Annotated in this window: 18 protein-coding genes; 7 read left to right on the forward strand and 11 right to left on the reverse strand. The window is 42.1% G+C overall.

Annotated elements, in window-relative coordinates; genetic code table 11:
• Positions 1-7 precede the first annotated feature (7 nt).
• From HKX39_RS09590 to leuS, 9 genes are all read right to left on the reverse strand, one after another.
• Positions 8-529 carry a gamma carbonic anhydrase family protein gene (locus HKX39_RS09590; RefSeq protein WP_171681108.1) on the reverse strand — a complete coding sequence of 174 codons (522 nt, stop codon included), beginning with the start codon at positions 527-529 and terminating at the stop codon, positions 8-10.
• Positions 530-584: 55 nt separating this feature from the next.
• Positions 585-1937, reverse strand: a complete 1353-nt coding sequence (locus HKX39_RS09595) for an AMP-binding protein (RefSeq protein WP_171681109.1) — start codon at positions 1935-1937, stop codon at positions 585-587.
• A gap of 614 nt (positions 1938-2551) precedes the next feature.
• Positions 2552-3049, reverse strand: coding sequence for an RDD family protein (locus HKX39_RS09600; protein ID WP_246226159.1), 498 nt, complete (start codon positions 3047-3049; stop codon positions 2552-2554).
• Position 3050: 1 nt separating this feature from the next.
• Positions 3051-4583, reverse strand: coding sequence for a THUMP domain-containing class I SAM-dependent RNA methyltransferase (locus HKX39_RS09605; RefSeq protein WP_171681110.1), 1533 nt, complete (start codon positions 4581-4583; stop codon positions 3051-3053).
• A 5-nt stretch (positions 4584-4588) separates the two neighbouring features.
• The gene (locus HKX39_RS09610) at positions 4589-5014 is read right to left on the reverse strand and encodes a CopD family protein (protein ID WP_171681162.1); all 426 of its coding nucleotides are present in this window, start codon (positions 5012-5014) and stop codon (positions 4589-4591) included.
• 9 nt (positions 5015-5023) lie between these two features.
• Positions 5024-6289 (reverse strand): glutamate-5-semialdehyde dehydrogenase, encoded by a 1266-nt coding sequence (locus HKX39_RS09615; protein ID WP_171681111.1) that lies wholly within the window; start codon positions 6287-6289, stop codon positions 5024-5026.
• Positions 6290-6323: 34 nt separating this feature from the next.
• Positions 6324-7376: a DNA polymerase III subunit delta gene (holA, locus tag HKX39_RS09620; protein WP_171681112.1), complete on the reverse strand. Its 1053-nt coding sequence runs from the start codon at positions 7374-7376 to the stop codon at positions 6324-6326.
• A 3-nt stretch (positions 7377-7379) separates the two neighbouring features.
• Positions 7380-7922, reverse strand: a complete 543-nt coding sequence (locus tag HKX39_RS09625; protein WP_171681113.1) for an LPS-assembly lipoprotein LptE — start codon at positions 7920-7922, stop codon at positions 7380-7382.
• A gap of 30 nt (positions 7923-7952) precedes the next feature.
• Positions 7953-10610, reverse strand: coding sequence for a leucine--tRNA ligase (leuS, locus tag HKX39_RS09630; protein ID WP_171681114.1), 2658 nt, complete (start codon positions 10608-10610; stop codon positions 7953-7955).
• Positions 10611-10990: 380 nt separating this feature from the next.
• Between leuS and HKX39_RS09635 the strand changes: the two genes are divergently transcribed.
• The 3 genes from HKX39_RS09635 (at position 10991) to HKX39_RS09645 (ending at position 16392) form a co-directional block, all read left to right on the forward strand.
• A complete protein-coding gene (locus tag HKX39_RS09635; RefSeq protein WP_171681115.1) occupies positions 10991-12982 on the forward strand; it encodes a BCCT family transporter in 1992 nt (663 codons plus the stop codon).
• Positions 12983-13218: 236 nt separating this feature from the next.
• Positions 13219-14838, forward strand: a complete 1620-nt coding sequence (locus tag HKX39_RS09640) for a fatty acyl-CoA synthetase (protein WP_171681116.1) — start codon at positions 13219-13221, stop codon at positions 14836-14838.
• A gap of 108 nt (positions 14839-14946) precedes the next feature.
• Entirely contained in the window at positions 14947-16392 is a 1446-nt protein-coding gene (locus tag HKX39_RS09645; RefSeq protein ID WP_171681117.1) for an aminoacyl-histidine dipeptidase, read from the forward strand.
• Between the two features lie 111 nt (positions 16393-16503).
• Here the strand turns inward: HKX39_RS09645 and HKX39_RS09650 are convergent, their stop codons facing one another.
• Together HKX39_RS09650 and glnK are read right to left on the reverse strand one after the other, a co-directional pair.
• Positions 16504-17730 carry an ammonium transporter gene (locus tag HKX39_RS09650; RefSeq protein WP_171681118.1) on the reverse strand — a complete coding sequence of 409 codons (1227 nt, stop codon included), beginning with the start codon at positions 17728-17730 and terminating at the stop codon, positions 16504-16506.
• Between the two features lie 37 nt (positions 17731-17767).
• Positions 17768-18106, reverse strand: coding sequence for a P-II family nitrogen regulator (gene glnK / locus HKX39_RS09655; protein WP_171681119.1), 339 nt, complete (start codon positions 18104-18106; stop codon positions 17768-17770).
• Positions 18107-18447: 341 nt separating this feature from the next.
• Between glnK and HKX39_RS09660 the strand changes: the two genes are divergently transcribed.
• The 4 genes from HKX39_RS09660 (at position 18448) to HKX39_RS09675 (ending at position 20945) form a co-directional block, all read left to right on the forward strand.
• Positions 18448-18657: a cold-shock protein gene (locus HKX39_RS09660; RefSeq protein WP_171681120.1), complete on the forward strand. Its 210-nt coding sequence runs from the start codon at positions 18448-18450 to the stop codon at positions 18655-18657.
• A 180-nt stretch (positions 18658-18837) separates the two neighbouring features.
• Complete coding sequence (locus HKX39_RS09665; RefSeq protein ID WP_171681121.1) at positions 18838-19689, forward strand: energy transducer TonB; 852 nt, start codon at positions 18838-18840, stop codon at positions 19687-19689.
• 14 nt (positions 19690-19703) lie between these two features.
• Complete coding sequence (locus tag HKX39_RS09670; RefSeq protein ID WP_171681122.1) at positions 19704-20489, forward strand: MotA/TolQ/ExbB proton channel family protein; 786 nt, start codon at positions 19704-19706, stop codon at positions 20487-20489.
• Complete coding sequence (locus HKX39_RS09675; protein ID WP_171681123.1) at positions 20490-20945, forward strand: ExbD/TolR family protein; 456 nt, start codon at positions 20490-20492, stop codon at positions 20943-20945. It abuts the gene before it with no gap.
• The last annotated feature ends 64 nt before the right edge of the window (positions 20946-21009 follow it).

Genomic DNA, 21009 nt, shown 5'->3' on the forward strand with positions numbered 1-21009 from the left:
ACAAGACCTATCCTATGCGTTTCAGATTGTCGCGATAGTTAGCACCTTGATGAACATAATGTGCTGTTCCTTCATGGGCTCTTTTGAGGTCTTCGTCCGTTAGGGTACGTGCTATTTTATTAATGCCAATGACGAGTGAGTTATCAGGAATAACTTTGCCTTCGGTGACAATGGCACCAGCACCAATGATGCAATTCTTGCCAATAACAGCATTGTTGAGTACGATAGCCTGCATACCAATTAAACTGCCTTCGCCAATCGTACAGCCATGTAACATGGCTTGGTGACCAATGGTGACATTTTTACCGATATACATCGGTGTGCCGGTATCAATATGTAGAATACTGCCTTCTTGGATATTGCTATTTTCATCAATGATAATACTATCATTGTCAGCACGGATAGAGACATTGGGCCAAATGCTGACATTGGCTTTGAGGGTAACATTGCCGATAATGACAGCATTGTCAAAGATATAGGCACTAGGGTCGATGTTAGGGGTAAGGTTACCGAGTTGATAAATAGCCATAAGGGTGTCTCCGATGTTGCTCCAAAGGCTATTTATACTGTTATAGATAGCCTTTTTAAATAGTAGGGTTGCTTGTATCTCGCCAGAAGTAACCTTCTTTGTCTAGGCGAGCACGTATCCCTGTGTTATACCAATTTTGGCTTAAGGGTGCAAGTTCTTGTAAACGACCTTGTTGCCAAAAATGGAGTGAAAGACCTGGATCTGGGTCATCTTCTTTGTTGTCTTTGTGGACGCATAAGAAACCCACTTTATCGGCTTCGAGTTTGTCACCTTTTTCATTGAGGATGGCGACACGATGGCCGGGAATAGCCCGTCCCATAGAGCCTGTTTTACTTGGCCATTTCTCCGCAGATTCACCTACAATATAGGAAAAACCCAGTGGCATACAAATATGATTGAGCGTAAAACCAAAACGCTCTTTGACCCAATGATTTAACTCTGGTGAGCTATCTTGTTCTGGGCAAGAGATACAACGCAGAGCCAAGTCAAAATGATTTAAGGGATCTTTGTAGCTGGCAATACGACGAAGCTCGTCTGCAGAAGCCAACATATTGCTAATAGGGTAATGCTCTAATAGTGTAAATAAACGCGGAATAGTACGCCCACTAGGGCAACCAACGATGGTACGACCAAAATAAAGTGTCGGAAGTAAGGCACCTAGCAAACCGATAGGTGTACTCCAGTCATACGTGGTATAAAAAATATCTGATTTTTTGGGGAACCAGTTTTGTGATGAAACAAAACCGGGTAAAGCACCTATTAATGCCTCGTGTGTGACGACTGTAGCTTGTAGAGGTTCCGTATTATCAGGATAAAATAATAAAGCAGGTGTATCAGGCGTTGCTACCACAGTCGTAAATTGACTTGGCTGGCGAGCTAATAAAGTACGCCAAGGAATAACACGCTCGTCATCGGTATTAATACCGATAATTTGTTTGAGACTTTGTCGTAAAACAGGATTGTGATCAATGGCATTGGTGACTGGACCAATCGTATGCTTATCAACAATAACGATTTTAGCGACGATATCGACGAGACGCTTGTCATAATCAATATTGCTTAAACCTGCTTTAAGAGGGACAGCAATAGCACCTACGCTAATAGCGGCTAGAATAGTAATGGCGGTTTCGGCAGAGTGTTGTAAGGCAATAGCAATGCGATCCTGAGGATGCACACCCATACGGATAAATCCGTTGGCGAGCTTATTGACTCGCTCGGATAATTGTCCGTAAGAGAGGCTGGTGAGTTGTCCTACTTGATCCTCAAAATAAATCGCTGCTTGACGTGCTTCGTGTGGGCTACTGGCCCACCGATGGCAACATGCATTGGCGATATTGAAATTACTAGGGACAAACCATTCGTAGTTGTCGTAAAGTGAATCGTATTGGTTTGAGTTTTTTGCCGACATAATTGCTAAAAAGCTAAATTTTTCCTGATGTTATTATAGTTTTTATGGGTAAAGATTACTAGTCTTTTAATGTATCAAAAAACGTAAAGTGTTTTGTGTCCGTGCAGTCGCTTGCCATCATAAGTGCTAACTAACCATCAGGTTCGCTGCACGTTCCGCGCAGTCGCTCGGACAGAGCCTCACTTCGTTCGCCTAACTCGCTTTGTGCATCGAAACGTCTCCGCAAACCTTTAAGTGCTTGAGTAAACATTCTACCGCTAACAAGCAATTATATTCTCTGGCAAACTGGCTTGGATGATCGTGCTCGTTATGGGAAGACCACACGGAGAGACATTCACTCGTAGCGACATTGGAAACGGCGAAGCACTTTCCGGAGCAAGAGTGAACTGTCTGCAGTGTGGTCGGATAAGCAATACTAATAGCAACAAGGCTTGCTACTCGTTTCGTGCAGTTGTTCGTGTTACTCCATCACCATCACCTATTACAGAACTTGTGTATTCGCTCGGACAGCAAAGTGCGTAGCTTAACGCTTGCCGTTTGCAAACTCGCTCGGTACATCAAGTTCTCTCCATAGGTTTTTGTGAGAGTGCTAATGAGCAGACCATGCGGAGAGTTTAATTAGAGCTACGTGCCTTTAAATCAACCAGTTGCGTGCCAGCTAATCGATCGTGTAAGAAAAGCCCATCTTTATCAAACCATGAGTACACAAAATTTAGAAAGGGGGCAAAAACGATGAGAATAGTGACAGAGTTCCAACCCAGATATTGAGAGAGGAGATGTACACCATAAGCTCCAATCAATGGCAGTATCCACGAAGTGATATAGCGGATGATATATTGCTTCAAGGATGGTTGCTGATTATCTCGGGTACGTAAGCCAATGCTCCATGTTTTCATAGGGAGGGTTTGACCTTTGCGTTTCCATGAGAGGATGAAATACAAACCTATCACAGTAAAAAGCACAGTTTGACTGGCATAAAAAAGATAATGTGCATCTGTGCGTTGGGTTAGGCTGTCAAAGATATACGCCGTACCAAAGATAAGGGCAAGTAATAGCATTCCCTCATACATTTGGCTAGCAAAAATTTTAAAACGTGATGGGCGAGCTAACATATTATTTATTGCGATAACTATCGGATACCATTTCAAAACCAAATAAGCGGCATTCGATATCACCATTGAAAACAGGGGTGCGACGGTTAGGTTTTAAACGTAATTTTTTGGGAAAATCCATATCATTGGTAATTACATGAACATGCCAATTGGCAAAGGAGTTCTTCAGTACACTAGACCAGTCACGCCAGAATGTTTCATCTTCGGCGCCTAAACGCTCACCATAAGGAGGATTGGTAATCAGAAAACCTGGGGTGTTGGTAGGCGCTGTTGCTTTTAAAGCATTACCTACACTAAAACGCACGCTATGCTCAGATAATTTTGCGCGTCCTAAGTTAGCTTGGGCAGCTTGGATAACGGAACTATCTAAGTCTGAACCAAACAGTGGGATTTCGACATCACGAAGAATATTATCGAAAGCTTGCTCTTTAAGTTCTGCCCATGTTTTACGATTCATGCCACGTAAGCGCTCAAAGGCAAATGGACGATTAATGCCCGGTGGAATGCCACGAGCAATCCATGCCGCCTCAATCAAGATAGTACCGCTACCGCAAAATGGATCAAATAAGGGTTGGCTAGGATCCCAGCCAGCGAGTGCCAAAATACCTGCAGCAAGATTTTCACGCAAAGGAGCTTGTCCTTTGTCATAACGCCAACCACGTTTAAAAAGCGATTCGCCAGAAGTATCGAGATAGAGGGTAGCCGATTCACTATCAAGGAATAGGTGAACTTTGGCATCAGGACGAACAGTATCGATATTAGGGCGTTGTCCTTCTAAGTCGCGGAGATGGTCGACAATACCGTCTTTAGCGCGTAGGTTACAAAACTGTAAGCTCTGCATAGGGCTACGAATGGCGGATGTATCGACCCGCAATGTCTGCTCTGCACCAAACCAACGCTCCCATGGGACTTGTCGTGCTAATTCGTAAATCTCATCTTCATCGCTAACTTTAGCGTAAGCAACTTGTACGAGGATGCGTGTGGCTAAACGTGAGTAGAGATTGGCTTTCATGACACCCGTCCAATCGGTGCTAAATGAACACCCTGAACGTCCTGTTTTGATCTTGTCAAAACCCAGAGCCTCTAGCTCAGCAGCTAATGCTTGCTCTAAACCAATAGGGCATGGGGCAAAAACAGGAAACGTATCCCCTTGGTAGCTAGGGTAAGTGGTAGGTGCCACAAAATCTGATTTAGGTTTAAAACGACTACCCGGACGTCCGCCACCGGCAAGACGATCCTCTAAACTTTGGCGATGGCGTGAGTAGCCTGCTGTACGTGGACGTTTATAGCCTTCTTCTTCATAGCGGTCATAGCGCTCATTACGTTCTAGACGGTCGAAACTGCGTGCTTTACGCTCTGTACGAGGTGGTTTTGCAACGGCAGCGGCAGCACTTTCAGCTACTTGCTTTGTGATTTCATTGATAGCCACATTACGCGCTCGAGCACCTGTGCGTAGACGAGGTTTTTCTGTACCTGTAGCGTTATTGCGTTTAAGGCTAATGCTAAGCTTTTTACGAGGGGTTTCTTCTGACATAGTTTTTAAAAGGGTTTAATCATCACTAGCGCAACAACAGCAAGCAATAAAGGTAAGGGAATTTCGTTATACCAACGAAAGAAAATATGTGATCGTGTATTTTGCTTTTGTTCAAATTGGCGATGGATTCTAAAACAAGAATAGTGGAATAGCATGAGAAATGCCACAAAGAGCAATTTAGCGTGTAGCCACCCCATCCCACTACCTATTTTAAACTGAATCATTAACCAAAGACCAAAAATAATCGCAGGAACAGCAATAATGGTCATAAAACGCAGTAGACGTTTAGACATGCCGAGAAGGTAATCGTAAATCACAGGATTATGTTGGTTTTGTGCAAGATTGACGAAAATACGAGGTAAATAAAATAACCCTGCAAACCACGAAATAACAAAAATGAGATGTAATACTTTTAACCATAAATAAAGCATCATGTTTCCTTAAGAACGCATTTGTCCATCACCTGTGAGTACCCATTTGTACGTTGTTAAACCTTCTACGGCAACAGGTCCTCGAGCATGTAAACGATTGGTTGAGATACCAATTTCTGCTCCTAGTCCATACTCAAAACCATCTGCAAAAACTGTAGGAAGGTTCACATAGACTCCAGCAGAGTCAACGAGTAATTGAAATTGTCGAGCTGCATGCATATCTTCTGTGATGATGGACTCGGTATGTCCTGAACTATATTGTTCGATATGGTTAATAGCTTGTTCTATCGTATCAACAATTTTGATAGCGATAATAGGGGCAAGATATTCCGTTTGCCAATCAAACTCTGAAGCAGGTGTAGCACTAGGGATAATTTCTAGTGTACGAGGACAGCCACGCATTTCGACAGATTTTTCTGTGAATTTTTGAGCTAACGTAGGTAAGACTTGAGAGGCAATATCTTGGTGGACTAATAGGGTTTCTAATGAGCCACAAATACCATAACGATAGGTTTTTGCATGGAAAGCTAACTCAATCGCCATATCAAGGTTGGCACTACGATCCAAATACATATGGCAATTGCCATCTAAGTGCATAATTAACGGTACTTTGGCCTCATTGGCTAAACGCTGTAACAGACCTTTGCCACCACGAGGAATAATAACATCAATATAGTCAGTCATGGTGACTAAATGCCCAACAGCAGCACGGTCTGTTGTAGGAATAATTTGAACAGCAGCATCAGGTAAGCCGGCATAGGCTAGGGCTTCTTTAATCAAAGAGGCGAGGGCTGTATTGGAATAAAAAGCTTCACTACCACCACGGAGAATAGCGACATTACCGGCTTTTAAACAGAGTGCTGCTGCGTCAATCGTCACATTAGGACGAGACTCATAAATAATACCGATGACACCAAGAGGAATGGTCATTTTGGCAATTTGCATACCATTGGGGAGAATACGAGTCGAGCTCAAACTACCGATAGGGTCATCTAAATGTGCAATTTGTCGTACACCCGCGACCATTGTTTGAATAGACTTATCAGAGAGGGTGAGTCGGTCTAATAAAGCCGGCGTAAGTCCATTTTCTTTTGCTGCAGCAAGGTCTTTGGCATTTTCTGCTTTTAGATAATCTGCATTTTCTTGAATTTTATCGGCTAGATAGAGTAGCGCTTTGATTTTTTGTTGTTGTGAAACAGCGCGCATTGCTTTTGCGGCAGCTTTGGCTTGTTGGCCAATAGTTTGCATAGTATCGTGTAGTGAAGAAGTTGTCATACGAGTTACCTTTTGTGGTATGCATCGAAAAAATTTAAAGAGTACCGTTTTCTGCTGTTTTAACGATTAAGCGTTGAAGCTCTTGCCATGCATCTTTTTGACGACCCTCAACGGGATAGCCCTTAAATAAGCGATCAATATCGCTGGCATGTTGGACTAAGCCCATAATTTTAGGCAAACTAAGTCGATTTAATGCTCCGTTAAATAAACCTTGGCGTGAGCTAAAAATACGCAGTGAACTCATTGCTTGAGTGATATTACCGCCACTACGTTTAGTTTGTGCTAATGTATAGAGAGTACGAATCTCTCGAGCAATCATGGCTAAAATCATCGGTAATGCTTCACCTTCATCTTTAAGACTTTGGAGAATGCGTGTACTACGTTTGGCATCACCAGCCAGCATAGCATCGGTGAGTTGAAACACATCAAACTTCGCTGAGTCCGCTACTGCTTGTTGAATACTTTGTATATCAATATGTCCTTGGGGATGAATAAGACCGAGTTTTAGGATTTCCTGATGTGCAGCAAATAAATTGCCTTCAACTTTTTCAACAATAAAATTCAGAGCGTCAGCGTCAATTTGTTGAGATTGTAGTGCTAATTTTTGTTTAATCCAATTAGGTAATTGTGCACGACTAATCTGTGGAATATCGATGAGGATGGCAGCACTTTCAATCGCTTTAAACCATTTACTGTCCAACGTTTTTTTATCCAGTTTAGGAAGGCTCAAAATGATAGTAATATCTTGCATAGCACCTTGCTGAACTTGTTCAGACAATAGGGTGAGTGCTGGTCCACCTAGACGCCCCGGTTTGCCGCTAGGCATGGTAATTTCTAGGATTTTTTGTTCAGCAAAAAGAGACGTACTTTGTACGTTTTCTTGGATTTTATGCCAAGGACCGTTAGCCTCTAGGACAAGACTGATACGCTCACTAAAGCCTAGCTGTCGACAGTGTTGGCGGATAAGGTCGATTACCTCGTTGCGTAATAGAAGTTCCTCTCCCATGACACAGTAGAAATTATCGACCTTATTACCTAACTTTTGCAGATATTGTGCAAAAGCATCGTAGCGTATTTTAGTTGCCATCTCTTATTTTGAAGGATTTAATTGACGATAACGATGTATTAAATCCTCAGATGTAATACGACGATAAAGTCGTTCGGCAATACTCTTTTCCATATTGTTATAAATAAGCACCATTTCCGCCGATTTTGCTGACGATTCTTGCTCATCATAAGGAAGTAATTGTGAGGCAGTTAGTATGGTAGGTTCTATAAGCACATTTCCAGCTATATCAGAAACGCTAAATTGGAAAGTTAGACCAAGTTCGTATTCTTCGACAGCACCGTCAGCATCAAGAGAAACCTCTGTACGAGTGCGATTAAGTGCTAACTGAGTAATAATCAGCTCAGCCTGTTGTGGACTGTCCACCATTACGGTTTTAGGAGAGCTTGCTTTAAGCAGACGGTAGATATAAATACCGAAACTCGAGTTACGCGAAATATTGCTATAAATCGAGGTAAAAGGTAAGTCTGTCTGACCGCGCATCTTAAACCCACAGCCTGTTAATAGCAGACTTAGCATAAGAAAGCCGACTAAATAACGGCGGGTAGTTAGAAAATGTTTAAGCATAAAGCAACTCCTTATTTAGTTATTCAGGGGTTAGCCTACGACGTTAACGAGTTTGCCGGGAACAACGATAACGCGTTTTGGTGCACGCCCCTCAAGATGCTTGGTAATTTGGTGGTGTGCTAATGCTAAATGCTCGATATCTTCTTTAGAAGCACCATTCGGGACCATAATAGAGCCACGTAATTTACCGTTAATTTGTAGCATCATTTCAATTTCATCAGCGACAAGAGCTGATTCATCGACTTCTGGCCAAGGCGCATCTAATAAATCACCATAGATTTTATCGTAGCCTAAATCCTGCCATAATTGATAAGTAATGTGAGGCACGGCAGGGTATAGCATACGTAATAAGATACCGATGATTTCTTTGAGAGCGGCATCACTATATTCAGACTGCTCTAGTTTGGCGTCCTCAATAGCGTTTAGGAGTTTCATATTGGCAGAAACCACCGTATTGTACTGCATGCGCTCATAGTCATAATTGGCTTGACGTAATAACTGATGTGCTGTTAAGCGAAGTTGTTTAACTTCTTTCGGTGCATGGCTAAAGTCGGGTAAAGTAACTGGCGCACGAGCAACGATATCTTTGTGGTTATACGCCATTACCCATAGGCGGCGCAAGAAACGGTTTGAGCCATCAACGCCTGTAGTAGACCATTCGAGCGTTTGCTCTGGAGGGCTTGCAAACATGACAAATAGGCGCGCCGTATCTGCACCCATCGTATCGATAATAGATTGAGGGTCTACACCGTTATTTTTTGATTTAGACATGGTGCCGATACCTGCATAGGTCACCTCTAGACCATCTTCAAGAGACTTAGCGCCGATAATTTGACCACGATCACCATAGATGTTTTCGACTTTATCTGGCCAGAAATACTCAATCCCACCTTTTTCGTTACGGCGAGTATAGATATGGTTTAATACCATGCCTTGAGTAAGTAGGTTAGTAAAAGGTTCGTCATATTTGACTAAGCCTAGGTCACGAGAGACTTTTGACCAGAAACGTGCATAAAGCAAGTGCATCACAGCGTGTTCGATACCACCAATATATTGATCCATTGGCATCCAGTAATCATTGCGAGCATCAAACATAGCTTCAGAATTACCGGGAGAGGTATAGCGCATAAAATACCATGAAGAGTCTACAAAAGTATCCATGGTATCTGTCTCACGACGAGCATCTTGACCGCATTTAGGACATTGGCATTTTAAGAAAGATTCAGATTTGTTGAGTGGATTACCTGTGCCGTCAGGAATGAGGTCTTCGGGTAATACGACGGGTAAATCTTTTTCTGGAACAGGTACTGGTCCGCAGTCTGGACAATGGATAATAGGGATTGGTGTACCCCAATAACGTTGGCGAGAGATACCCCAGTCACGTAAACGCCATGTGGTTTGTTTTTCGCCAAGACCTTTGTCGCTTAATGTGTTTGCAACAACATCGACGGCTTGCTTGTAATTAAGACCATCTAGTGAGCCTGAATTAACACAAACGCCTTGTTGTTTATCACCATACCATTCTTGCCATTGGTCGGCTGAATAGTCTTTGCCTTCAATGGCAACGACCTGTTTGATAGCGAGATGATACTTTTTAGCAAAGGCAAAGTCGCGTTCATCATGTGCAGGAACACCCATCACAGCGCCATCACCATAGCTCATCAGAACATAGTTACCGACCCAGACTTCGATTTGTTCACCAGTAAGGGGATGTGTAACGAATAGTCCTGTTGGTACGCCTTCTTTTTCTTTGGTGGCCATTTCTGCTTCTGTGGTGCCACCTAATTTGGCCTGCTCGATAAAGGCTGTGAGGGTAGGGTTGCGACGTGCCGCTTCGGTAGCGAGTGGGTGCTCAGGAGCAACAGCGCAGAATGTCACACCCATAATCGTATCGGGACGTGTGGTAAAGACATATAAGCGACCGTCTTGGATAAGATTACCAGCCTCATCTTTAATGTCGTGAGGGAAGGCAAAACGCACGCCTTCACTCTTGCCTAGCCAGTTTTCTTGCATCACGCGAACACGCTCTGGCCAACCATCCATTTTGTGTTTGACGCAGTCAAGAAGCTCTTCAGCGTAATCTGTAATACGGAGGTAATAGCCCGGGATTTCACGTTTTTCAACCAAAGCACCAGAACGCCAACCACGACCATCAACGACTTGTTCATTGGCTAATACCGTTTGATCAACAGGGTCCCAGTTTACGACTTGTGTTTTACGGTAAGCAATGCCTTTTTCTAGCATTTTGAGGAACATCCATTGGTTCCAACGATAGTATTCTGGGTCACAAGCGGTCATCTCGCGTGACCAGTCAATTGCCAAGCCCATTGATTTTAATTGTTTTTTCATATAATCAATGTTGGCATATGTCCATTGTGCCGGCGGTACTTTAGATTTAATGGCAGCATTTTCCGCAGGCATACCGAAAGCATCCCACCCCATAGGCATAAGGACATTGTAGCCTTTCATGCGTAGTTGGCGAGCGAGCATATCATTGATAGTGTAGTTACGTACGTGCCCCATATGCAGTTTGCCACTTGGATACGGTAACATCGAACAAGCGTAGTACTTAGGCTTGTCATTACCGTTTTTGTCTTTGGCATATTCAGTTACACGGTATACATCACCGTCTGCCCATTGTTTTTGTGCATTTTTTTCAACAACTTGGGGTTGGTATTGTTCTAACATAGTTATAAAACTCAATGAAAGCGAATAATCAATAAAATAGCGGCATTTTTGCCTATAACGTTCTATTATAGACTGAAAGCTTATCATTTCGGCGATTTTAATGTGGTTTTTTGCTTTCTATAAAATCTGTTACAATGGGTTTGGCTTATATGGTGTTCTACAGAGTAAAGAATACCTTGGTGCGATTTGAGCCTGTCGTATATTAGGAGTTATTTCTTTTTGCCTTTGGGCTATTTCAATCATTGCTTTCGTATAAGCATTTCTTGCGTGGCGTGAACGGATGCACGCGCATTTTTTAACCATAGTGCTACTTTATGGTGTCTCGCTATTATTCTTATTTCTATGAGACCCAGTAAAGTAGAACTCATTAGGGAGTAAAAATGAAGACGACTTTTAATCTTAAGGTCTTTATCCCGAGTTTTATCTTTATGATAATCATCGGTGCATTGGGGATGTGGGTTCCCGAAAAAATGAAAGCCACTTTAGATGTGGCACAACAATTTACTTTTAGCCATTTTAGTTGGTTTTATATTCTGGCTGTTTCGCTGTTTCTTGCGTTTCTTATTGTGCTTATCTTTAGTAGTTTAGGCGATATTCGTTTAGGTGCGGATGATGAGGATCCAGAATATCCTTTCTTTTCATGGGTAGCCATGCTTTTTGCTGCCGGTATGGGCGTTGGTCTTATGTATTTTGGTGTTGCTGAGCCGATGATGCATTATGCCTCTCCTATTACAGAGGACAATATTGCTAAGAATGCCATGCTCTATACTTTTTTCCATTGGGGTGTACATCCTTGGGCAATTTATGGCACGATGGCATTAGCGTTGGCGTTCTTTGGTTACCGCTATCGCTTACCTTTGTCATTGCGTTCGACTTTTTACCCTTTGTTGAAAGACAAAATTCATGGTGCAGCAGGGCACGTGATTGATGGATTTGGTCTCTTAGCAACGGTTTTTGGTATTGTGACTACCTTAGGCTTTAGTGCAATTCAATTAAACTCAGGCTTACAAAATATTGGCTTAGTGAGTGAGATTGGTTTTTCACAACAAGCGATTATTATCGTGATTGTGACATCCGTAGCGATTTTATCGGCCGTGTCGGGTGTAGGCAAAGGAGTTCGTCGTTTAAGTGAGATGAATTTGCTATTGGCTTTAGCCTTGATGTTATTTGTCTTATTTGCAGGGCCAACGGTTAAATTGCTTGCCACATTCGCAGAAAATGCGGGCTACTATATTAGTCATTTAACAGAAATCAGTTTTAGAACATTTGCGTATGACGATGCTCATCAAGGTTGGTTTACAGGTTGGACGATTCTTTATTGGGCATGGTGGGCATCATGGGCACCTTTTGTAGGCTTATTTATTGCACGTATTTCTCGTGGACGTACCGTGCGTGAGTTTGTGATGGGTGTACTCATTGTGCCGACAGCTTTTAGTTTGTTATGGTTTACGATTTTCGGTAATTCAGGTATTTATTTAAATGAGTTAAGTGGCGGTGTTTTAGCAGAACTGACATCAAAGCCCGAGATTTTATTATTTAAATTCTTAGAGTTTTTCCCATTGTCTAGCGTGAGTAGTTTTGTCGCTATGGTGATTTTGGCCTTGTTTTTTATTACCTCAGCAGACTCGGGTATTATTGTTTTAAATAATATTGCCTCAGGGGGAAGTAGTAAGCCAACACCGAAATGGCAAAGTGTTTTATGGGGTGTTATTCTCATTACGATGGCTATTGCTTTATTGCGTACAGATGGTTTAGGTGCAGTACAGGCAGTAACGCTATTGGTGGCGCTGCCCTTCGTGGTCATTATGGTGGGAATGTGTGTAAGCTTAATGCGAGGCTTGCGTTCAGATGCACGTTATTTTAGTCAAAAACTTAATGCGGGTAGTGTTTTCTGGAGCGGAGACCGTTGGAAACAACGACTTAATCAGATTCTGCACCAGACACAAGAGGATGATATGGAGAATTTCTTTAAAGATGTTGTCCGTCCCGCTTTTGAAACCTTACGTGCAGAATTGGTGAGTAAACATCAGTTGCAAGTGACGGTAAATCGTATTGATGAGCCCGAAATGGCGATGGAATTAATCATTGAAAAAGGTCAGTGGCGTAATTTCCTCTACGGTGTCAAAGTACAAACCTCTAAGGCACATGAGGCATTAAAAGAGGAGAGCGCATTGCCTGGTTTAACTAAGACTGTCGTTCATGAGCCATTTACGTATTTTGGTGATGGTCGCGTCGGTTATGATGTACAGTACATGTCAAAAGATGAGTTGATTGCCGATATACTAAAACAATATCAGCGCTATTTAAATTTAATGCATAGTGAAGATTTAGCCTTAATCATGAAAGCGCCTATTGATGGAGAAAATATCTAATTTAGGCGTGGATTTTTTAAGGGATAAATGATAAAAATTCTATATCGATAGTTTTTTAGTCTCTCTCTACTTCTCTACTAAAGCATGGATAAAGCCCTTCGTTTTGTGACGAAGGGCTTTGTATTTGTGGTGATTAAAAATGCTCGTAGTACTCTAGTGATTACTACTAATTTTCAAGGGCATTAATCCTTTATATAGTAGAAGTATTACATCAAAATATAGTCAGAGGAGCTGATATGACAACATCTATCCAATATTCTCGTCGTTTTACCTTGGCGGAAGCTTTTCAAAGAGCCGTAGCACAATTCCCCAATAAGGAAGCTTTGGTATTTGAACGCCGACGCTGGACGTATAGACAGGTAGATAAAGCCGTTCAGCAAATCGCTTTATATTTAAAATCAAAAGGTTTAAAGGCAGGCGATCATGTTGCAGCGTACGGGGCTAACTCAGATGCTTATGTATTGTATTGGTTAGCGTGTAATCGTTTAGGGTTGGTGCATGTACCAGTCAATTATGCGCTCCTAGGTGATGAATTGCATTATATTTTGACGCAGTCAAAAGCGAAAGCGGTATTTTGTGACCCTCATTTAAAAGAAAGTCTGGCGAATATTCAACCTCGTTTGAATCTTGATTTATATGGGACTTTCTTTGGTGGAGAGCAAGACGATATTCTTAGTGTGGCTGCTGTGCCACCACATGAGCCTGCAACACCGGGTAGTGTGGTGCTGGAAGATATTCGTCAGTTTATTGAGAATACGCTTCCTATGGGTGATACGGATGATGTTTTACTGACGGCATTTGATGAAAAATCTCCTGCACAAATTCTTTATACGTCTGGGACAACCTCTCTACCTAAAGGAGCGATGTTAAGTCATGAGGCACTTTATGCAGAATATATGAGTGCGATTGAAGCGCTTGATATTAAGCCATCAGATAAGGCATTGACCTCTTTGCCGCTTTATCACTCAGCACAAATGCAAGTGTTTTTAATGCCAGGACTATTGCAAGGTGTCACGCAGGTTATTATCCCAGCTCCTAAACCTGATGTATGCTTCTTATGGTTTGAGAAAGAGAATATTACAACGTTCTTTGCTCCGCCAACAGTATGGATTTCACTTTTACGTCATCCTGAATTCAGCGTGGATAAGATGAAAATGCTGAAAAAGGCTTACTATGGTGCATCGATTATGCCTCTGCCTGTATTAGAGGAAATTCGTCAGTTATTCCCAGAAATGGGCGTATATAACTGCTATGGACAGAGTGAAATCGGCCCCTTGGCAACCGTACTCAATCCTGCAGAGCATCTGATTTCGCCAGCTTCAGCAGGTCGTCCTGTGATGAATGTAATGACCCGTGTGGTCGATGATAAGATGAATACAGTACCCGTAGGTCAAGTGGGTGAGATTGTTCATCAGTCTAAGCAGCTGATGAGTGGTTACTGGGACAAACCAGAGCAAACTGAAGAGAGTTTTGAGGGTGGTTGGTTCCATTCAGGGGATATGGGTTACTTTGATGAGCATGGTTTCCTTTATATCGTTGATCGCATTAAAGACGTGATTAATACTGGTGGTGTATTAGTATCAAGTCGAGATGTCGAGGAGTGTTTATATAAGCATCCGAGCGTAGCGGAAGTAGCGGTGATTGCCATCCCTGATGAGAAATGGGTAGAGGCGGTATGTGCCGTGGTAACGCTAAAAGCAGGCACCACAGCAACAGAACAAGAGTTAATTAACTTTGCAAAAGAACGTATTGCGCCATTTAAAGTACCTAAGAAAGTTCATTTTAAAGATGAGCTTCCTCGTAATACGGCAGGTAAGCTATTAAAACGTACTTTACGTGAAGAGTTTGCTAGCTAAGGTTGATAATAGTAGACACTATGTATAAGCTATTTGTTTAGGTTTAGCTTATACGCACTTATACGGTACAATGAGGGTATTGTACCGTTTTTCTTTAGGGTAATCGTTATGACAGTAGAAGTTTCTTCGCTCGCACCCCAAGCGGTGTGGCAATGGTTTAGTGATTTTTGTCGTATTCCTCATCCAACGTTTCATGAGCAAGCATTGGGTGATTTTATTGTGCAACAGGCACAGCAAAAGGGTCTCAATGTTCAACGTGATTCGATTGGTAATATTTTAATTAAAAAAGCCGGTACGCAAGGACTTGAAAATCGTGCGCGAGTAGCGATTCAAGCACATATCGACATGGTGGCACAAAAGGGCACGACAAGTATCCATAATTTTGAAACTGACCCTATTCAGATGAGCATTCAGGATGGATGGGTTTTTGCCAATGATACAACGCTTGGTGCGGATAATGGTATTGGTGCGGCGATGGGCTTGGCATTAGCTTTTTCTGATGATATTCCTCATCCACCGATTGACTTAGTCCTGACAGTCGAAGAAGAAACGGGTATGGGGGGAGCGAGAGCGATTTCTGCAGAATGGTTAAGTGCGCCTTATCTGGTTAATTTGGATTCAGAAGATGAGGGAATTTTATTTATCGGTTGTGCAGGTGGTCGTGATGCGACTTTTTCATTACCGTTCCAACCAGTAGCGGGTACAGGTTATGCTTATACCGTGCAAGTATCTGGTCTAAAAGGGGGGCACTCAGGCATTGATATTGATTCGGGACGTGCCAATGCAAATTTATTATTAGCACGAGTGTTGCATGAAATTGCAAAATTGGGTAGCTGGCAATTAGCAGATATTAAGGGTGGCTCACTACGTAATGTGATTCCTCGTGAGGCAAGTGCAACGATTGTATGTGCTTCGCCACTTGCTACGGATGTTTTGACAACTATCACAGCAACGATTAAACAAGAATTAGCGGCAGTAGAACCAAATATTGAAGTCTCGCTAGAAGCTTTAACTGAAGTTCCTCCAGCATGTTCAGCAACGGATAGTCAAAAGATGTTAAACCTCATTCGTAGCATTCCTAATGGTGTATTGCGTATGAGTGATGACTTTAAAGGAGTCGTTGAGACATCTATTAGCATGGGTGTACTCTTGATTAAAGAGGGTGAGTTAGTTATTCGCTGTCTGATGCGTTCGCTATTAGAAACTCCCAAAGATGATGTATCTGCACGCTTGCAGGCTTTGGCAGATTTAGCAGGTGCTAAATTGGTGTTAGCAGCGGATTATCCTGGTTGGAAACCAGAACCTAATTCTCCATTATTAGCACTTTGTCAGGACTTATTTACACGTTTCTATGGACAAGCACCGGCGATTGAAGTGATGCATGCGGGTCTTGAATGTGGTATCTTAAAAGGACATGCCCCACAGATGGAGATGATTTCTTTTGGACCTAATATTCGTGCCGCTCATTCACCACGGGAGTGTGTGGAAATTGCTTCAGTAGAAAAATGCTGGAATGTTTTTTTAGAGTTGATGGCGACGTCACCAGAGAAGTAAGTCTGGTACAAATTATTTGAGTGCCGCTCATACAAAAACTCGGGTTAATTAGATAGCCCGAGTTTTTTTATGAGGCATATGGGAGGGTATGCCTCGGTGATAGGGTGGAGCTTATTTTTGGTAAGCTTGTTCACCGTGAGAAGAGAGGTCAAGACCTTGACGTTCATCATCCACTGTCACACGGATACCACCAGTAATTAGACCAGCAATTTTAAGTGCTACTATTGCAACGACACCACTAATCACGGCTGCAATCAACATACCTTCGACTTGTAACCATAATTGACCTGGGATATCTGCTAATGTTTCTAGGCCGGGACCACCTAGTGGTTTTGCATTAAAGATACCCGTTAAGATACCACCAACAATACCACCAACGCCGTGGATACCGAATACGTCAAGAGTATCATCCGCTTTGAGCAGACGTTTTAGTGTATGAACACCCCATACGCAAGCAGCACCTGTGATGGCGCCGATAATTAAAGCGCCTACTGGACCCACTAGAGCAGCAGCTGGTGTGATGCCTACTAAACCTGCTACAGCACCTGATGCACCACCCAATAATGATCCTTTACCACGTAGTAATGCTTCGCAAGCTAACCATGCTAATACACCTGCTGCGGTTGCAATAATCGTGTTAAAGAAAGCTAATGCCATATCGTTGCTTGCACCTAGTGCAGAACCTGCATTGAAGCCGAACCAACCTACCCATAATAGGCATGCACCGATAAAAGTCATTGGCAGATTATGTGGTTGCATGGCCTCTTTACCATAACCTAGGCGAGGGCCGACATAGTAAGCGGCAACAAGTGCAGCAACACCCGCATTGATATGTACTACAGTACCGCCAGCAAAATCTAATGCATCACCAGCAAGATAGCCATCACCAGCCCAAATCATATGAGCGACAGGGATATAAGCAAACGTCATCCAGATACCAATAAAGATGAGTACAGCACTAAACTTCATGCGTTCTGCAAAACCACCGACAATCAGTGCGCAAGTAATACCAGCAAACGTTGCTTGGAATGAGGCAAAACTTAACTCAGGAATGGCACCAGATAATTCAAAAGTACCGTTAGGAATATCGTACATACCAGAGAAGAATGCACGAGAAAGGTTACCAAAGAATGGAGTGCCTTCTGTAAAAGCAAGTGAGTAACCATAAGCGAACCATAAAACGAGCACTAATGAAAAAACAGCTAAAACTTGTGCTAATACAGAAAGAATATTTTTGGCGCGGACGAGACCACCATAAAAGAGAGCAAGTCCGGGAACGACCATCATTAAAACTAGGACAGTTGAAATACTGACCCATACTAAATCTGCACTGTTCATTTTTACTTCCTTTTAAATAAGTCATTAATCTTGAGGGTTATAGTGCTGAGTCGCCAGACTCTGCTGTACGGATACGAATAGCTTGTTCTAAATGGCTAACAAAAATTTTGCCGTCGCCAATTTTTCCCGTGGTAGCGGATTGGCAGATAGCCTCGATAGCGGAATCGACTTGATCATCACGGATAGCGATTTCTAATTTCACTTTAGGTAAAAAATCGACCACATACTCTGCACCACGGTAGAGCTCTGTATGACCTTTTTGACGACCAAAGCCTTTTACTTCAGTAATGGTTAGGCCTTGGATGCCAACATCAGCGAGTGCCGTACGTACATCGTCTAATTTGAACGGTTTAATAATGGCCGTAACTAATTTCATATAAAACTCCTTAGTAAAAATTGAAGATTGATTTGCTTTACCTTTAGCAAATACCGTGCCAACTTTTAAATGGCCGAAATGAGTAGGAGAGATGTGCATTTATTGGTATCAAATGATTAAAAAGAGTGCGTAAATGCACGGTTTTGGTGCGTTGCGGTGCAAAGTGGTTCAAATTGGTGATAAAACAACAGCTTAGATTTACATTGACTTTCATTCAAATAGCGTGCATAGTGGATACTTGATTTTCAAGTAGTAGCTATACCGCATCTTTGTCGTTGGACCTAATGCTTTTGTTCTCTTGGGGGTCCTTTTTATTATTTATTTTCTCAAGAGGAAAAATTATGTCTGCACAATTAGGCAAAGTGAAATGGTTTAATAACGAAAAAGGTTTTGGTTTTATCACACCACAAAACGGTGGTAAAGATTTATTCGTTCACCATTCTGATATCGTTGTAAACGGTTTCCGTACACTAAAAGAAGAACAAGTGGTTTCTTACATTGTTGCTGATGGTCCAAAAGGTCCACAAGCAAAAGAAGTAACACCACAATAATAATGGAGTAGTGGATTTATCTATGTAGGATATATCCTTTACTGTATTGAAAAAAACCAGTCTTTCTTAGACTGGTTTTTTTATATAAATTTCTAAAATAATAATATCAATAATAATTATTCTCATTTAGTAAAAATTTTGTTATAATCTTTAGCTTTATTTGTTAAGTATTTTATAAATATGTCTGTGGTTCCCCATTCCGGTACGCAAACGCCCCTTATACATCGCTTAATAGCGGCTTTTGGATCTGTTGGTTTAGTGACTGGTATGGGGGCTCTTATAGCGCTAAAGTCAGAGCCGCCGATGGTAGAGGTAAAGCAAGAGTCGGCAGTTTTTGTCTCTTTGATTGAAGAACCCGTGCCAGAATTACCAAAAGGTGAACAGACAGAAAGTTTACCTCCGCCATCAGAAGAGCCTGTATCTGAGCCGGAGCCTATTTCTGAGCCGGAGCCTATTTCTGAGCCGGAGCCTATTTCTGAGCCTGAACCAGAGCCTGAACCAGAACCAGAGCCTATTCCAGAGCCTCCTCCAGAACCAGCTCCTGTAGTGGAGCCTCCACCAAAGCCAAAGCCCAAACCGAAGGTACAAGCTAAAAAGGTTGAAAAAAGGGTAGAAAAACCTAAACCAACAAAAACGCCAGTCAAATCTGTTCCAGTGGCAACGACGAAAACAGATGCGAATGCACAGAATATAAAACCATTTGGAGTGCCTACAGGTAAGCCAAATATTACTCCTATAGGTGGTGCTATTAAGCAAGCTCCTGTTCGGGTGACCACGGTAAATTATGTTGTGAAACCTAAACCTGTTATGCCTCGTTCTTCACAAATGAGGGGAGAAAAAGGTTTAGTCATTATTCGTGTATTGATTGCGACGAATGGTTCGGTGAAAAGTGCGTCTATTCAACAAGGAACACCCTATGATGCCTTAAATAAAGAGGCATTGCGAGCAGTACAGCGAGCACGTTTTAGACCTTATGCGGAAAACGGTGTGCCACGCGAGTCAATGGCAGATATTCCAATTAATTTTAAATAAGAGGAAAATAAAAGATGTTGTCGGAAATTATAAATATTGCGGAACATATTGTTCATGGACTGACTCTACAAATTGCAGAGTCAAGCGCCCCGCAACACGATATGTTGAGCTTTATTAAACAGACAGATATGGTTGGTAAGGGCTTGTTTTGTATTTTAGTGTTAATGTCCGTGATTACATGGTATATCATTATTGTCAAAACTTTAACCAATATACGTCAGTCAAATCGTACAGAAAAGTTTTTACACCGTTTTTGGAATGCTTCGTCTTTACAGCAAGTGGATAAAGACTTACATCAATATGGAGCAGGGGATCCTTTTTCTCGTTTAGCTAATGAAGCCTTGCACGCTCATAATCATTTTAAACGTTATGGTGCGAGCAAATTGGCAGAGGCGGGTGCAGATGGCGAGTTTGTTATTCGTACAATGCGAAAAGTCATTGATGAGGAAACGGCACGCTTAGAAAATGGCTTGACGATGTTGGGCTCTATTGGTTCAACAGCACCATTTGTGGGTTTGTTTGGTACAGTATGGGGGGTTTACCATGCCCTAATAGGTATTGGTTTAACTGACGGAGTATCCATTAATAAAATTGCTGGTCCTGTGGGTGAGGCATTAATCATGACAGGTTTAGGTTTGGCGGTAGCGATTCCAGCGGTCTTGGCGTTTAATACGTTTGTGCGTCGTAACCGCGTTGTGTTGAGTCGTTTAGATGGTTTTGCCCATGATTTATTAGCCTTTTTAACCACAGGACAACAAGTGGATTCAAAAGCACAATTATCAATGAATGAGGATAAATAAATGGCTTTTGGTAGTTTTGATTCGAGTGGGTCAAAAAGTACATCAGGTACGGTATCAGAAATTAATATGGTGCCACTTATCGACGTGATGTTGGTACTCTTGGTCATTTTTATTATTACCGCACCGCTATTAGCACATTCCATCAAGATTGATGTGCCTCAGGTGAGTGCAGAAGCTGTCGCAGAAAACCCAAAATCGGTGGATATCGCCGTTGATGATAAAGGTATTATCCACGTCAATGGCTCTATAATGGAAATCGAAAACTTGAAGGAGTTTTTTGTCAATACAGCAAAAGCAGAGCCAGAAACAGATTTTCGTATACGAGCGGATATAGATGCGCGTTATGAAGTGATTGCACAAATTATGGCAGCGGCTAAAGGGTCTGGCGTGAAAAAATTAGGTTTTATTACTTCACCGAGTACGCAAGAGTCTGCAAAACCCGTGATGTCACCGTGATAAGGTCGTTGATAAAAAAGAATCACCCATTGAACGGATGATATAAAGCGTATATGTCCATACA

The organism is Pelistega suis (assembly GCF_013133795.1).
Classification (GTDB): Bacteria; Pseudomonadota; Gammaproteobacteria; order Burkholderiales; family Burkholderiaceae_B; genus Taylorella; species Taylorella suis.